15 protein-coding genes are annotated in these 12,845 nt (G+C 72.8%); 12 read left to right on the forward strand and 3 right to left on the reverse strand.

All coding sequences use genetic code 11. From position 1 onward, the window contains the following. Positions 1 to 3 precede the first annotated feature (3 nt). Positions 4 to 525: a hemerythrin domain-containing protein gene (locus ASE27_RS18630; protein WP_082609132.1), complete on the forward strand. Its 522-nt coding sequence runs from the start codon at positions 4 to 6 to the stop codon at positions 523 to 525. Between the two features lie 72 nt (positions 526 to 597). Here ASE27_RS18630 and ASE27_RS18635 read toward each other — a convergent pair whose 3' ends face one another. Continuing rightward, entirely contained in the window at positions 598 to 1,332 is a 735-nt protein-coding gene (locus ASE27_RS18635) for a DUF4097 family beta strand repeat-containing protein (RefSeq protein WP_056654175.1), read from the reverse strand. A gap of 338 nt (positions 1,333 to 1,670) precedes the next feature. Between ASE27_RS18635 and ASE27_RS18640 the strand changes: the two genes are divergently transcribed. The 5 genes from ASE27_RS18640 to ASE27_RS18660 all read left to right on the forward strand — a co-directional run bounded on the left by ASE27_RS18640 (position 1,671) and on the right by ASE27_RS18660 (position 7,178). Next, positions 1,671 to 2,909 (forward strand): ROK family transcriptional regulator, encoded by a 1,239-nt coding sequence (locus tag ASE27_RS18640; RefSeq protein WP_162259243.1) that lies wholly within the window; start codon positions 1,671 to 1,673, stop codon positions 2,907 to 2,909. Then, the gene (locus ASE27_RS18645) at positions 2,893 to 3,885 is read left to right on the forward strand and encodes a polysaccharide deacetylase family protein (RefSeq protein ID WP_082609134.1); all 993 of its coding nucleotides are present in this window, start codon (positions 2,893 to 2,895) and stop codon (positions 3,883 to 3,885) included. Before ASE27_RS18640 ends, ASE27_RS18645 begins: the two co-directional genes overlap by 17 nt. Further along, the gene (locus ASE27_RS18650; RefSeq protein WP_082609135.1) at positions 3,882 to 5,282 is read left to right on the forward strand and encodes an MFS transporter; all 1,401 of its coding nucleotides are present in this window, start codon (positions 3,882 to 3,884) and stop codon (positions 5,280 to 5,282) included. The genes ASE27_RS18645 and ASE27_RS18650 overlap by 4 nt, the downstream gene beginning before the upstream one ends. Before the next feature lie 203 nt (positions 5,283 to 5,485). Then, entirely contained in the window at positions 5,486 to 6,301 is an 816-nt protein-coding gene (locus ASE27_RS18655) for an MBL fold metallo-hydrolase (RefSeq protein ID WP_056654180.1), read from the forward strand. Between the two features lie 76 nt (positions 6,302 to 6,377). After that, positions 6,378 to 7,178 (forward strand): class I SAM-dependent methyltransferase, encoded by an 801-nt coding sequence (locus ASE27_RS18660; RefSeq protein ID WP_056654182.1) that lies wholly within the window; start codon positions 6,378 to 6,380, stop codon positions 7,176 to 7,178. 24 nt (positions 7,179 to 7,202) lie between these two features. Here the strand turns inward: ASE27_RS18660 and ASE27_RS18665 are convergent, their stop codons facing one another. Further along, the gene (locus ASE27_RS18665) at positions 7,203 to 7,802 is read right to left on the reverse strand and encodes a TetR/AcrR family transcriptional regulator (RefSeq protein ID WP_056654187.1); all 600 of its coding nucleotides are present in this window, start codon (positions 7,800 to 7,802) and stop codon (positions 7,203 to 7,205) included. A gap of 55 nt (positions 7,803 to 7,857) precedes the next feature. On the opposite strand from ASE27_RS18665, the gene ASE27_RS18670 reads away from it, so the two are divergent. From ASE27_RS18670 to ASE27_RS18690, 5 genes are all read left to right on the forward strand, one after another. Further along, on the forward strand, positions 7,858 to 8,619 hold the full coding sequence (locus ASE27_RS18670; protein WP_235535496.1) for an SDR family oxidoreductase: 762 nt from the start codon (positions 7,858 to 7,860) through the stop codon (positions 8,617 to 8,619). Positions 8,620 to 8,749: 130 nt separating this feature from the next. Beyond that, entirely contained in the window at positions 8,750 to 9,388 is a 639-nt protein-coding gene (locus ASE27_RS18675; protein ID WP_056654192.1) for an SRPBCC family protein, read from the forward strand. A gap of 109 nt (positions 9,389 to 9,497) precedes the next feature. Further along, positions 9,498 to 9,905: an alternative ribosome rescue aminoacyl-tRNA hydrolase ArfB gene (gene arfB / locus ASE27_RS18680; protein WP_235535497.1), complete on the forward strand. Its 408-nt coding sequence runs from the start codon at positions 9,498 to 9,500 to the stop codon at positions 9,903 to 9,905. 126 nt (positions 9,906 to 10,031) lie between these two features. Then, on the forward strand, positions 10,032 to 10,241 hold the full coding sequence (locus tag ASE27_RS18685) for a type II toxin-antitoxin system HicA family toxin (RefSeq protein ID WP_056654197.1): 210 nt from the start codon (positions 10,032 to 10,034) through the stop codon (positions 10,239 to 10,241). 14 nt (positions 10,242 to 10,255) lie between these two features. Beyond that, a complete protein-coding gene (locus tag ASE27_RS18690) occupies positions 10,256 to 10,636 on the forward strand; it encodes a hypothetical protein (RefSeq protein ID WP_056654201.1) in 381 nt (126 codons plus the stop codon). A gap of 275 nt (positions 10,637 to 10,911) precedes the next feature. Here the strand turns inward: ASE27_RS18690 and ASE27_RS20505 are convergent, their stop codons facing one another. Further along, positions 10,912 to 11,721 carry an LppX_LprAFG lipoprotein gene (locus tag ASE27_RS20505; protein WP_056654204.1) on the reverse strand — a complete coding sequence of 270 codons (810 nt, stop codon included), beginning with the start codon at positions 11,719 to 11,721 and terminating at the stop codon, positions 10,912 to 10,914. Positions 11,722 to 11,884: 163 nt separating this feature from the next. On the opposite strand from ASE27_RS20505, the gene ASE27_RS20510 reads away from it, so the two are divergent. After that, complete coding sequence (locus ASE27_RS20510; RefSeq protein WP_056654207.1) at positions 11,885 to 12,808, forward strand: mechanosensitive ion channel family protein; 924 nt, start codon at positions 11,885 to 11,887, stop codon at positions 12,806 to 12,808. The last annotated feature ends 37 nt before the right edge of the window (positions 12,809 to 12,845 follow it).

Here is a 12,845-nt window from a genome sequence, read left to right on the forward strand (position 1 = left end):
CACGTGACTGAGGGCGAGAAGAACCACCTCGCCGAGACGCCGGAGCTCGTCGAGACCGGTCTCCCCGAGACACCCCGGCTCGTCGCCTGGAGCCGCGAGCTGCGGGCCGTGCACGACCGGCTGCGCGAGGCGCTGCGCGTGACCCGTGCCGCGCTCGACGACGGAGAGCCCGCCGAACCCGCGACCCGCGACCTGTTGCTGTTCTGCCACGGATTCTGCACCGCGCTCACGGGGCACCACGAGGGCGAGGACCGCGAGCTGTTCCCCGCGATCGCGGCCGCGCACCCCGAGCTGGTCGGGACGTTGCGGAACCTGAGGCAGGACCACTCGATGATCGCGCACCTGCTGGGCGGCCTGACGGCCGCGGTGGACCGGGCGGCGCCCCCGGACGAGCTCGAGCGTCACCTCGAGGGGGTCGCCGCGATCATGGAGTCCCACTTCCGGTACGAGGAACGCATGCTCCTCACGGTGCTCGACGCCCTAGCGCTCGACGCGGACGTGCGCGAGGTGCTCGGGCCGCTCTGAGCGGCGGCGGGGCGATCGAGGTCGGCGGGGCGGGCGGGACGGCGGGCAAGCCGCCCCCGCCCGCCCAGCACCTCAGCCCTGGGCGACCGTGACCCGCCCGTTCGACGACTGCGCGTCGAGGTGGAACTCGCCGTCGGGGTCGTCCGGCACGGAGACGTCGGTGCCGCCGAGGTCCGTGGACGCGCTCACGCGGTAGCTGCCCTCGGGGACCGTGAGCTGCACCGTGCCGTTGTCGGTCGTCGCGCGGACGTCCTGCGGGGTCGCGAGCGTGAGCTCGATCGACCCGTTGGAGGTCTCGACGTCGACGCCCTCGGTGCCGCCCAGCCCGGTCCCGGTGATCTTCCCGTTCGAGGTCCGCGCAAGGACCCTGGCGTCGACCCCGGTGAGCGTGACGGACCCGTTGCTCGTCCGGACGTCGACCGCGCCGGTCCGGTCCAGGTCGATGCTCCCGTGCGACGTCTGGCCCGTGACGGGCAGCCCCGCGGGCAGGTCCACGGTGTAGCTCGCGGAGCAGCGGCGACCGCAGCCCGCGAGCACCAGGACGCCGTCCTCGATGCGGTGCGTCTCGCTCGCGGGGTGCTCGCCCACGTAGTCGACCGTCCGCTCGATCGACAGCGCGGTCGCGTCGTCGGACCCGCGGAGCGTGACGGACCCGGCCTCGAGGTCGAGCCGGACCGAGGTGATCCCGGCGTCCTCGGTGTAGGTGTCGGTGGCCGTCGTACGGGGTCCGAACCCGCACGCCCCGAGGGCGAGCGCCGCGACGGCGACGAGTCCCGCCGTGGCCAGCCGTCGGTGTGTGGCCTGCATGTCGTGCCCCTGTCGTCGAGATCGGTCGGTGGCCGGGCGCATGCCGGCGAGGTCTGCTCGGTGGGCCCCACCCCCCAGCGGGGCCCACCACGATCGAGGCTAGGCCGCCGAGGGCCCCGCGGACATCGGGCATTCCCCCCATCTCCGGCTCGGGGTTCACCCCGAGAGCCGCAGAGATCCGCGCGTGAGGGTCGGAGGATCCGGGCGGGGAGCCGGACTGGGACGGCAGTCCCGGCTCGACGCGCGCCCGAAACACCCCCGATGTACCCTCGCTCGGTAGGTAACCTTCCGACCTACTCATGTCCCAGGGGAACGACCGTCAACGGAGAGCGGTAGACATGCTTCTTGCAGGAGACCAGCGACTGCTCCGGGAGATCAACGCCCGGGCCGTCCTCGATGTGCTCGACGCCCACGACACCCTCGGCAGACCCGAGATCGTCGCGGCCACGGGCCTGTCCAAGACCACCGTGGCCCACACGCTGCGCACCTTCGTCGAGCAGGGTGTCGTCGAGGAGGCCGGTCTCGACCACGAGCGCCGCGGCCCCGCGGCCACGCTCTACCGGGTCGACCCGGAGCACGGCTACGCGCTCGCGGTCGACATCGGCCACGTGCGCGTCCGGGTCGCGCTGATCGACCTCGTCGGCCGCATCCGCGCCCGCGCCGAGCAACCCCTGTCGGCCAAGGACCCCGCGGCTCGCGCGAGCGCCGTCGAGAAGCTCGCCGCCCACTGCGTCGCCGCGGTGGGCCACGACGTGGGGACCGCGTCCGTCGCGATCCGGTGCGCCGTCGTCGGGCTCCCCGCGATCGTGGACCTCGACCACGCCATGGTGCGCCGCGTCCCCGGCCTCGAGAAGGGCGGGCCCACGCTGCACGCCGCCCTCGAGGAAGGCCTCGGCTGCCCCGTCCTGCTCGAGAACGACGTCAACCTCGCCGCGATCGCCGAGCAGCGCTCGGGCGCGGGCAAGGACCTGAGCTCGTTCGTCCTGCTGCGCCTCGGGATCGGGGTGGGGGCCGGGATCGTCATCGACGGCAAGCTCTACCGCGGCGCGTCCGGCGGCGCCGGCGAGGTCGCGTTCCTGCCGCAGCCCGGCCGCGCGCTCGGCGCGGAGAGCATCGGCGCCGCGTCGCTCGCGACGGCCGCGCGCGACGCGGGCCTGCCCGCCGACCTGGCGCCGCACGAGGTGCTCGACCTCGCGGCGGGCGGCGACGAGCGTGCGGTCGCGGTCGTCGACGAGCTCTCGGGGCGCCTCGCCGTGCTGATCGCCTCGATCTCGCTCCTGCTCGAGCCCCAGAAGATCTTCCTCGCGGGCGTGGCCTCCGAGGACGCGGTCCTGCGCCGCGTCCAGGCGTACCTCGCCGACAGGGTCGGCATCCTGCCGATCGTGGTCGAGCCGAGCAGGGTCGCGGCCGACGCGGTCCTGCTCGGCGCGGCAGCCCTCGCGCGGGACACCCTCCGCGACCAGGCCTTCTCGGCCGCGGTCCGCCGGGCGGCCGAGTCGGGCGACGTGCCCGACGACGCCGCGCACCCCGACTCCGACCTCACCTCCCAGGAACCCGACGATGCCCGCACCTTCTGACCTCGTCGCCCGGCTCGGCCTCCCGCCGGGCGCGCGGGCGCTCATCCTCAACGCCGACGACTTCGGGATGTGCCGGGCCGCGAACCGCGCGATCACCGAGCTGCTCGTCGACGGCCACCTGGACTCGACGACCCTCATGGTGCCGTGCCCCTGGGCCCCCGAGGCGCTCGCGTTCGCCGCGAGCCGCACCGACCTGGACCTCGGCGTCCACCTGGTGCTCACGAGCGAGTGGACGAGCTACCGCTGGCGTCCCCTCACGGGCGTCGGGACCACGCTCGTGGACGCGGCCGGGTACTTCCCGGCCGACTGCCGGACGGTCGAGGAGCAGGCGAGCGACGCGGACGTCGCGGCCGAGCTCGCCGCGCAGATCGACGCCGCGCTCGCCGCGGGCATGGACGTCACGCACCTCGACAACCACATGGGCTCGGTCTACGGCGTCGAGACGGGGCGCACGTTCCTGCCGCAGGTCTTCGAGCTCGCGGCGCGCCACGGCCTGCCCTTCCGCCTCCCGCGCACGATCGGCGGCATGGGCATGCCCGACGCCTACCAGGGGGTGCTCGACCAGGCCACGGCTGCGGCCGACGCCGCGGGGGTCGTGATCCTCGACCACCTGCTGACCCACCCGTTCGAGCTGCTGGGCGAGGGCACCGCGGAGGAGGAGGACTACGCCTCGATGAAGGCCGCCTTCCTCGACCTGGTGCGCGCGACCGAGCCCGGGGTCACCGAGTTCTTCCTGCACCCCATGCTCGACGACGACGAGCTCGGCGACGTCGCGGACTTCGCGGTCGCCAAGCGCGGGTTCGAGCGCCGGCTCCTGGCCGACCCCGACGTCGCGGCGACGCTCGCCGAGGAAGGGATCGTGCGCGTGGGCTGGCGCGACCTGCGCGACGTGCAGCGGGGCCTGCCGCCCCGGGTGAGCGACGCCTCGGGCGCCCCGGCCGCACGGGTGGGCGACGCCGTCGGGGGTGCGCGATGAGCGCCCTGACCACGCTGCGCGACCGCCGTCTGACCGGGCTGCCCACGCGCGGCCAGACGCTCGCCTACGGCGCCTCCGCGTTCCCCGCGAACCTCATGGCGCAGACGTTCTCGGCGTTCGTGGTGTTCTTCTACGTCGACCACCTCAAGCTCCCCGCGGGCTGGGTCGCGGGCGCGATGATCGCCCACGGCATCCTCAACGCGGTCCTCAACCCGCTCGTCGGCGCGGCCTCCGACCGCCACCGCACGCGCTGGGGGCGCCGCGTCCCGTGGATCGGCCTGGGGATCATCCCGCTCGTCGCGGCGTTCTCGCTCGTGTGGATGCCGCCGGACCTGAGCGCGCAGGGCCTGCTGGTCTGGTTCCTCGTCGTGGTCGCGGTCTACGACGTCGCGTACGTCGTGGTCGTCCTCAACACCTCGGCGCTCTTCCCGGAGATCTTCCGCACGACGGCGGAGCGCGCCCGGGGCAACACGCCCCGCCAGATCTTCGGCCTGGTCGGGATGATCCTGGGGACCGCGGCCGCGCCGCTGCTCTACGGGTCGCCGCTCGGCTGGGTCGGCATGGCGGTCGTGCTCGGGGCGCTGTGCCTCGGGTTCTACCTGTGGTCGCTCCTGGGCATGATCGAGCGGCCCGTCGACGAGGTCGCGGTCAAGGCCCGCGAAGCCGGGCTGCCCCTCAAGGACCAACTGCGGTACACGTTCGCGAACAAGGCGTTCGTGACCTACGTCCTGGGGTCGCTGCTGCTGCAGTCGACGACCGCGATCCTGCTGGCCTCGGTGCCGTTCTACGTGCGCTACGTGCTCGGCGGGGCCGAGGCCGACGCGACGCTCGTGCTCGCGCCGATCTTCGTGGTCGCGATCCCGGCGATCGTCGGCTGGTCGTGGGTCGTGCGCAAGGTCGGGCCGCGCAACGCGCTGCTGTGGTCGGTCGCGGCGTACGGCGTGGCCGTGGGGCTGTTCATGGTCCCGGGCTCGATGCCGGGCGCGATGGCCGTCGCGGGTCTCGTCGGCATCGGCGTCGCGGGCATGATGCAGCTCCTCGAGGTCGCGCTCGGACAGGTCATCGACGACGACGAGCGCCGCACCGGGCTGCGACGCGAGGGCATGTACTTCGGGGTCAACGGGTTCGTGGTGCGGGGCTCGGTCATCGTGCAGGCCGTGGTGATCGCGGTGGTGCTCACGACGTCGGGCTACGACGCGGGGCTCGCGGTGGCCGACCAGCCCGAGACCGTGTCGACGGGCATCCGCGTGCTCATGGGCGGCGTGCCGTTCGTCGTGGCGGGGCTCGCGTGGCTCTGCTTCTGGGCGTACCCGCTGCGCGGGCAGGACGTGCCGCCGGCCGGTGACGCGGTGGCGGACGGCGACGAGCCTCGCGATGCCGAGGTGCTGAGCCGCTGACCCTCGCGGTGCCGTGGCGCTGAGGAGCCGGTGAGGCCCTGCTCCTCGCGCCCCCGACGAGTTGGACGAGTTGTCAGAGCCGGCCCGGGCCATAGCCCGGGCCGACTCTGACGACGCAGCTCGCGGGTGTCGGTGGGTGGGTGTTGCATGGGTCGTGCTCGCTCCGGCTGCCTGCCGGACCGACGACGGAGAGGACGACCCCGATGACGTGGTGGATCTGCCGGACGTGCGCCGTGGAGCACGCCGAACGGCCCGAGGTGTGCGCGATCTGCGCCGACGAGCGCCAGTGGGTGCCTGCGGACGGCCAGGCGTGGACGACGCTCGACGAGCTCGCGGGCGAGGGGCACGAGGTCTCGGTGACCGAGCTCGAGCCCGACCTGTTCGCGCTCGACGGGCACCCGGGCGTGGGGATCGGGCAGGAGTCCAAGATCGTGCGGACCCCGGCCGGGATGCTGCTGTGGGACCCGGTCGGGTACCTCGACGACGAGGTCGTGCGGCAGGTGCGCGCGCTGGGCGAGGTCGTCGCGGTCGTCGCGAGCCACCCGCACATGTTCGGCGTCCAGGTCGAGTGGAGCCGGGCGCTCGGCGGCGTGCCGGTCCTCGTGGCCGAGGCCGACGCGGGATGGGTCGCTCGCCCCGACCCGGTGATCGAGACCTGGTCGGGAGACCGCGAGGTCCTGCCGGGCGTGACCCTGAGCCAGCCCGGCGGGCACTTCCCCGGCAGCGCGGTGGTCCACTGGGCCGCGGGAGCCGAGGGGCGCGGGGTCCTGCTCAGCGGGGACACGATCTTCGCCAACCCGGACCGCACCTCGGTGGGCTTCATGCGCAGCTACCCCAACCGGATCCCGTTGTCGGGGGCCGTCGTGGACCGGGTCGCGACGCACGTCGAGCGCTTCGCGTTCGACCGGCTCTACAACAACTTCGAGGGCGTGATCCCGGTGGACGCGCGGGCTGTCGTGCGGCGCTCGGCCGACCGGCACGCGGCCTGGGTGCGCGGGGACTTCGACCACCTCACGTGACGGGGCCGGTGCGTGCCGACGGGATCGAGGACCGGAGACCGTGGACAGCGTCGCGCGACCCCGGCAGGATGACCGCGTGAACACCGGCCCTGCACTGGACCCCGAGATCCTCGCGTTCTACTCCGACCGCTACGAGGAGGACACGCGGCTCCGGCGCACTGCCCACGGCCGCCTCGAGATGCTGCGCACGCGCGAGCTCCTCGATCGGTTCCTCCCGGCTGCCCCGGCGCACGTCGTCGACGTCGGCGGCGCCACGGGCGTGCACGCGCGCTGGCTCGCCGAGGCCGGCCACGCGGTCGACCTGATCGACCCCGTGCCCTCGCACGTCGCCCGGGCGGGTGAGATCCCCGGTGTCCGGGCGCAGACCGGCGACGCGCGGGCGCTGCCCTTCGACGACGCGTCGGCCGACGTCGTGCTCCTCCTCGGGCCGCTCTACCACCTGACCGAGCGCCGCGACCGGGTGCTCGCGCTGCGCGAGGCCGCTCGCGTCGCGCGCCCGGGCGGCCTCGTGGTCGCGGCGGCGATCAGCCGCTACGCGGGCCTGCTCGAGCTCGCGGCCCTCGGGGAGGTCTCCGAGGAGTCCGAGCCGTCGCTGCGCCGGGCCGTGGCGACGGGACTGCACGACCCGCGCTCGGGCTTCACGACCGCGTACTTCCACCTCCCCGAGGAGCTCTCGGGCGAGCTCGCCGAGGTCGGCCTCGACGCGGTCACGGTCTACGGGGTCGAGGGGCCCAGCGCTCCTGCGCTCGACAACCTGCCGCTCGACCAGGCCGAGCCCATGCTCGGGTCCGCGATCCGTGCGGCCCGCCTGCTCGAGACCGACCCGGCCATGATCTGCGCGAGCCCGCACTTCCTCGCGGTCGGCCGGGTGCTCTGACGCGCCCCGCCCGGCGAGCCCGTCCTACGCCGCGACGCCCCGCAGCACGTTGTCGACGAGCGCGTCCGCGAACTCGACCGTGAGCGGGTGGTCGGGCGTGAGCAGCCGGTGGTAGCAGGCGCCCCAGAGCTGGTCGACGACGACCTGCGGGTCGGCGTCCGCGCGCATCTGGCCACGCTCCTGCGCGCGCCGCATCACCTCGGCAGCACGTTCCCGCCGCGGCACGGTGTAGTGCTCGAGCAGCGAGGCACGCAGCTCGGGGTCCGTCTGCGCCTGCCCGATCAGCTCGGCCATGACCCTGCCCGCGGGGGTCTCGGTGAGCAGGCGGACGAACGCGTGGAGCTGCGTGCGCAGGTCGGCCGTGAGGTCGCCCGTGTCGGGGAAGGCGAGCGTGGGCTCGACGGTCGCGCGGTACCCGTCGAACGCGAGCGCTCCCTTGGAGGGCCACCACTTGTAGATCGTCATGCGGCTCGCCCCCGCGAGCGTCGCGACCTTCTCGATCGTGAAGGCCGCCATGCCCTCGCGCAGCAGCAGGTCGCCGGCCGCCGCGAGGATCTCCTGACGGACCTCGTCGCTGGGGCGTCGCCCGCGCCCTCGCCGCTTGGCGGGTTCCTCGTTGGCCACTGTGTCCACCTTCCGTCGACCTACATATTGACACACTGTCCATATCCAGCGTTATATGGATCACATGTCCATTAATCAGGAAGTCCACCCGACGAACCGCGTAGCGATCGTCACCGGAGCCTCGGGCGGGATCGGCCGAGCGGTCGCCGAGCGCCTGGCCCAGGACGGCCAGACGGTCGTCGTCGCCTATGCGGGCAACAAGGCCCGGGCGGACGAGGTCGTCACGACGATCCGCTCCGCGGGCGGCACCGCGACGGCCTTCCAAGCCGACGTGGCCGACGAGCAGCAGGTCGCCGCGCTCTTCGCGCACGCCGAGTCCGAGCACGGGGGAGCCGACGTCGTGGTGCACACGGCCGGCGTCATGCTCCTCGCGCCCCTCGTCGAGCTCGACCTCGACGACTTCGACCGCATGGTGCGGACCAACGTGCGCGGGACGTTCGTCGTCCTGCGCGAGGCCGCGCGCCGAGTTCGGGAGGGTGGGGCGATCGTCAGCTTCTCGTCGTCGGTCACCCGCCTCGCGTTCCCGACCTACAGCGCCTACGCCGCGACCAAGGGGGCCGTCGACGCGGCCACGCTCGTCGTGGCCAAGGAGATGCGCGGACGCGACGTGACGGTCAACGCGGTGGCGCCCGGCCCCACGGCGACCCCGTTGTTCCTCGACGGGAAGTCGGACGAGCAGGTCGCGGGCCTGGCGCAGGCCGCGCCCCTCGAACGTCTGGGGGTCCCCGACGACATCGCCGAGGTCGTCTCGTTCCTCGCCGGCCCCGCCCGTTGGGTCAACGGTCAGGTCCTGTACGCCAACGGCGGGATCGCCTGACGGCGGCTTCCACGGAGCCGGTCTCCGGGGGGCCGGGGCCGCTTGTGCGATCCGTCACAAGCGCGGTCCAGGGGTCCGGTGAGATGGGACGATCGAGACGGTCCGAGGTCCCCCGCCGAAGGAGAGTGCCATGCGTCCGCTCGTCAGAAGGACGGTCGCTGCAGCGACCGTGATCGGCGCCCTTCTCCTGACCCGGCGTCTGACCATGACCTGGGGGACCAGGGACGGCGAGCCGTCCGACGTGCTCCCGGGCGACGAGATCGTCCCGCAGGCCGAGGCCGTCGCGACCCGGGCGGTCAGCATCGACGCCCCGCCGCACGAGGTGTGGCGCTGGCTCGTCCAGCTCGGCCAGGGCAGGGGCGGCTTCTACAGCTACGAGTGGCTCGAGAACCTCGTCGGCTGCGACATCCAGAACGCCGACCGGATCGACCCGCAGTGGCAGCGCCTCGCGGTGGGCGACGACGTCCGGCTCCATCCCGACCTCGCGCTGCGCGTCGCCGCCATGGTCCCCGAGCGTCACCTGGTGCTGCGAGGCGCGGGCCCGGTCGAGGCGTCCGCGCCTCCCTACGACTTCAGCTGGTCGTTCGTGCTGCGTCCCGCCCCCGACGGGGGCACGCGCCTGATCGTGCGCGAGCGCTACGGGTACACGCGCTGGTGGGCGGGGGCGGTCGTCGAGCCGGTCCAGCCCGTGAGCTTCGTCATGAGCGCCGGCATGCTGCGCGGGATCCGCGACCGCGCCGAGGGACGCGTGGGCGCGGCGAGCGCCTGAGGCGAGCGCCGCCGTCGGGCAGGACGCGCGTCCTGGTGACGAGGACGCCGAGCCCCGCCCGAACCGGGATGATGGTCTCGTGTCCGTCGCCCCGCACCGAGGTCTCGCGGTGAGCCCTGCCCTGACGATCCCCGAGGGTGAGCTCGCGTGGCGCTTCTCGCGCGCCTCGGGCCCGGGTGGCCAGGGCGTCAACACCACGGACTCGCGCGTCGAGCTCTCGTGGGACGTCGCCGCGTCGGTCGTCCTGAGCGACTCTCAGCGGACCCGCCTGCGCGAGCGCCTCGACAAGCGGCTCGTCGGCGACGTGCTCACGGTCGTGGCCTCCGAGCACCGCGAACAGCTCCGCAACCGAGCGGCCGCCCGCACCCGGCTCGCGGCGCTCGTCGCCGAGGGCCTCGCACCGCCCGCGCGCCAGCGGCGAGCGACGCGCCCTACGCGCGGCTCGCAGGAGCGCCGCCTCGCGGCGAAGAAGCAGCGCACCACGACCAAGCAGATGCGCCGCCGCCCCATGGACTGACCCGGCCCGACGGCGCCACGCGCCGGCGCACCGCCGTCGGGTCCCGATTGGCCCCTGCCCCAGACACGTACGGCAGTTACTAGTCCCCCCTTCACGTGAAGAACAAGAGGGGGGTAGAGTAGAATCGTGCCGAAGCCACAGAAGTACCGTGACGTGATCAAGGCCCTCAAGGCCAACGGCTGGGTGCTTCTGCGCGACGGCAAGGGGAGCCACGAGTTGTGGGGGCTGCCGGACGAGAGCCAGAAGGCGTCGATCCCTCGCCACGGCGAGGTCTCGGCCGGGATCGTTGGACAACTGATCAAGAAGCTCGACCAGGCCCCGCAGAACTGGCGATGAAAGGAGCAAGCATCATGAGCAGCACGACCTATCAAGCACAGGTGCGCCGAGACGGCCGGTGGTGGTTCGTCTACGTTCCCGAACTCGACACCGCCGGTCAGGCACGCACCCTGTCAGAAGCCCGCGACGTTGCCCAAGAGGTGATTGGCCTCTACCTCGATATCGAGCCCGAGACCGTGTCCGTGGAACTGGAGATCGAACTCCCCGAAGCAGCACGTGAGCTATGGACCGTCGCCGCCGAACGCGAAGCCGAAGCCCGCGCAGCCGTCGCCGCCGCCGCAGCCATGCGCCGCGAAGCCATCCGAAAGATGACCCACGACGGCATCAGCCAGGCCGACAGCGCCCGCGCCCTCGGCATCAGCCAACAGCGCGTCAGCCAACTCATTCACAGCTAGACAGGCCCACCGACCGCGACCACGTGCCCGGTGGTCATGGACTACCGGGTCTTCGAAGCCACTGCCGCATGCGCGGGAGGACTCACCCCCGCCCAACGGGTTCGTTGACTCCTGACAAGTAGCGGCCGTGGGGCTCTGGCGGTCATAGACCGGAGCCCCACGGGCTTGCACAAGCGACTACAGCGGCCACATCCACGCTACGTGCGCACAACGGAGACGAGCGCGATCGGGTGCGCGCAACAGCCGAGGCCCAGGGCCTCAGGAGATCGCTCGGATCAGAAGAGCGGCTCGGTCGAGATCTCGTCGGCCGACGGGGCGACGACCTCGAGGTCCTCACCCCAGTTCGAGAACGTCATCTCCATGCTCGTGCCCATGACGTCCATGACGACCTTGCGCATGAGGTCGTCGGCGTCGATCCAGTACTGGTAGGTCAGGGTCTCCGGGAGGGCCGTGCCCGCGGCGTCGGCCTGCTCCTTGATCGAACCCGTGAGCTTGGTCGTGTCGACCACGACCGTGTACTGCTGGGCCTTGACGCCGTCGAGGTCGACCGGCTCGCCCTCCTTCTCGACGCTCGTGATCGCGCCCTCGAGCGCCTCGACGCTCGCGGCGGGGTCCATCTGCTCAGTCAGGCCCTCGAACGACGAGGCCATGGGGTTGGACTCGTCCGCGGGGTCGATCGCGACGAACTTGTTCTGGCTGAGCTCGCCCATGTTCATGTAGAAGATGTTGTCGACGAACCGGATCTGCATCTCGCCCGAGCCGGGGACCGTCATGGTCATGGCGAGGTTCTGCGACCCGTCCTTGAACACGATGTCGCCCGCCATGTCCATGCTCGTGCCCTGGACCTCGGTCGTGGTGGCCATCGAGACGCTGCCCGCGGCGAGCTGCGCGTCGGTGATGCGCTGGACGAAGTTCTCGGCCGTGAGGTCCGACGAGGCCTCCTTGGCGGGAGCCTTGTCCGACCCGGACGAGGCGGAGGCGGAGGACGACGAGGCGGGCGCGTCCGAGTCGGACGAGCAGGCGGCGAGGCCGAGGACCCCGACGGAGGCGACGGACAGGACGGCGATACCGCGGACGAGACGCACGAAGAAGGCTCCCTCAAGGGTGGTGGGGTGGTGTGGCGTGGGGCCACCTCTCCACTCTCCGTGGTGGGCGGACGTTGCGCAATGGGGAGTTGTCCCCCGGAGGGATGATCTTTGCCCCCGGCTCCGTCCGCCCCGCGGAGCGGGACCCCGGGTCCCGGCCCGGATGCCGACCCCCTCCACGGGTGCGAGCATCGACGTGGCGCGTGCCGCCGTCGGGCCCGTGGGGCAGGGCGGGCACCGCGCCCCGACGCCCGGGAGGAGCCGCGTGATCGACACCGTGACGAGCTGGTTCTCCGGCAGCGACATCACCGGGTGGGACGTCCTGTTCGCGGTGCTCGCGGTGCTCGGCGCCTGGATCCTGTCGCGCCTGTCCCGCAAGGCGATCGTCGCGATCGGTGCCCGCACCAAGGGGCTGTCGCCGCAGCTCCTCGCGGTCGCGACCCGCGTGGTGCACTACTTCCTGCTCCTCGTGGGGATCGGGCTGGCGCTGGCGTTCCTGGGCTTCCGCACCGAGCCGATCCTCGGCGCGGTGATCGTCGTCGTGATCGTCGCGGTCCTCGCGCTGCGGGGGATCGCGGACAACTTCGGGGCCGCGATCATCCTCCAGACCCGCATGCCCGTGCGCCTGGGCGACGAGATCGAGTCGATGGACTGGACGGGCGTCGTCAAGGAGCTCAACGGCCGGTCGGTCGTCATCCGCACGGTCGACGGGCGCGAGGTCCACCTGCCCAACGCCGCGGTGCTCGCGGCCCCGCTCGCCAACCACTCGGTGCTCGGCGCACGCCGCGCCACGGTCGAGGTGCGGCTCGGCGACGCGCTGCCCGACGAGGTCGCGACCACCGTCCTGCACGCGGTCGGTGCGGCGCACGGCGTCCACAAGCGGCCGGCCCCGGAGTTCCTGACGGTCTCGGTCGAGCCCGCCCGCACGACCGTCCACGTCCGCTACTGGCACGCGCCCACGACCGAGCCGCACGTGACGTCGGCGGTCGTCGCGGCCATCGGCGAGGCGCTGCGCGACCGCCCCGGCGAGTGGGCCGTCACGGGTCAGGTACCCGCACCGCCGCTCGTCCCGCCCGCGCCCGTCTGACGGGCGTCGTGCTCGCACCCCGCCGACCGGGCGAGCA

Origin of the sequence: Oerskovia sp. Root918, assembly GCF_001428945.1 — a bacterium.
Classification (GTDB): Bacteria; Actinomycetota; Actinomycetes; order Actinomycetales; family Cellulomonadaceae; genus Oerskovia; species Oerskovia enterophila.

Coding starts and splice junctions, on each gene's coding strand:
- ASE27_RS18635 (WP_056654175.1), bottom strand. CDS start 1,332: ATGCAGGCCACACACCGACGGCTGGCCACGGCGGGACTCGTCGCCGTC.
- ASE27_RS18640 (WP_162259243.1), top strand. CDS start 1,671: ATGCTTCTTGCAGGAGACCAGCGACTGCTCCGGGAGATCAACGCCCGG.
- ASE27_RS18645 (WP_082609134.1), top strand. CDS start 2,893: ATGCCCGCACCTTCTGACCTCGTCGCCCGGCTCGGCCTCCCGCCGGGC.
- ASE27_RS18650 (WP_082609135.1), top strand. CDS start 3,882: ATGAGCGCCCTGACCACGCTGCGCGACCGCCGTCTGACCGGGCTGCCC.
- ASE27_RS18655 (WP_056654180.1), top strand. CDS start 5,486: ATGACGTGGTGGATCTGCCGGACGTGCGCCGTGGAGCACGCCGAACGG.
- ASE27_RS18670 (WP_235535496.1), top strand. CDS start 7,858: ATGGATCACATGTCCATTAATCAGGAAGTCCACCCGACGAACCGCGTA.
- ASE27_RS18675 (WP_056654192.1), top strand. CDS start 8,750: ATGCGTCCGCTCGTCAGAAGGACGGTCGCTGCAGCGACCGTGATCGGC.
- ASE27_RS18690 (WP_056654201.1), top strand. CDS start 10,256: ATGAGCAGCACGACCTATCAAGCACAGGTGCGCCGAGACGGCCGGTGG.
- ASE27_RS20510 (WP_056654207.1), top strand. CDS start 11,885: ATGCCGACCCCCTCCACGGGTGCGAGCATCGACGTGGCGCGTGCCGCC.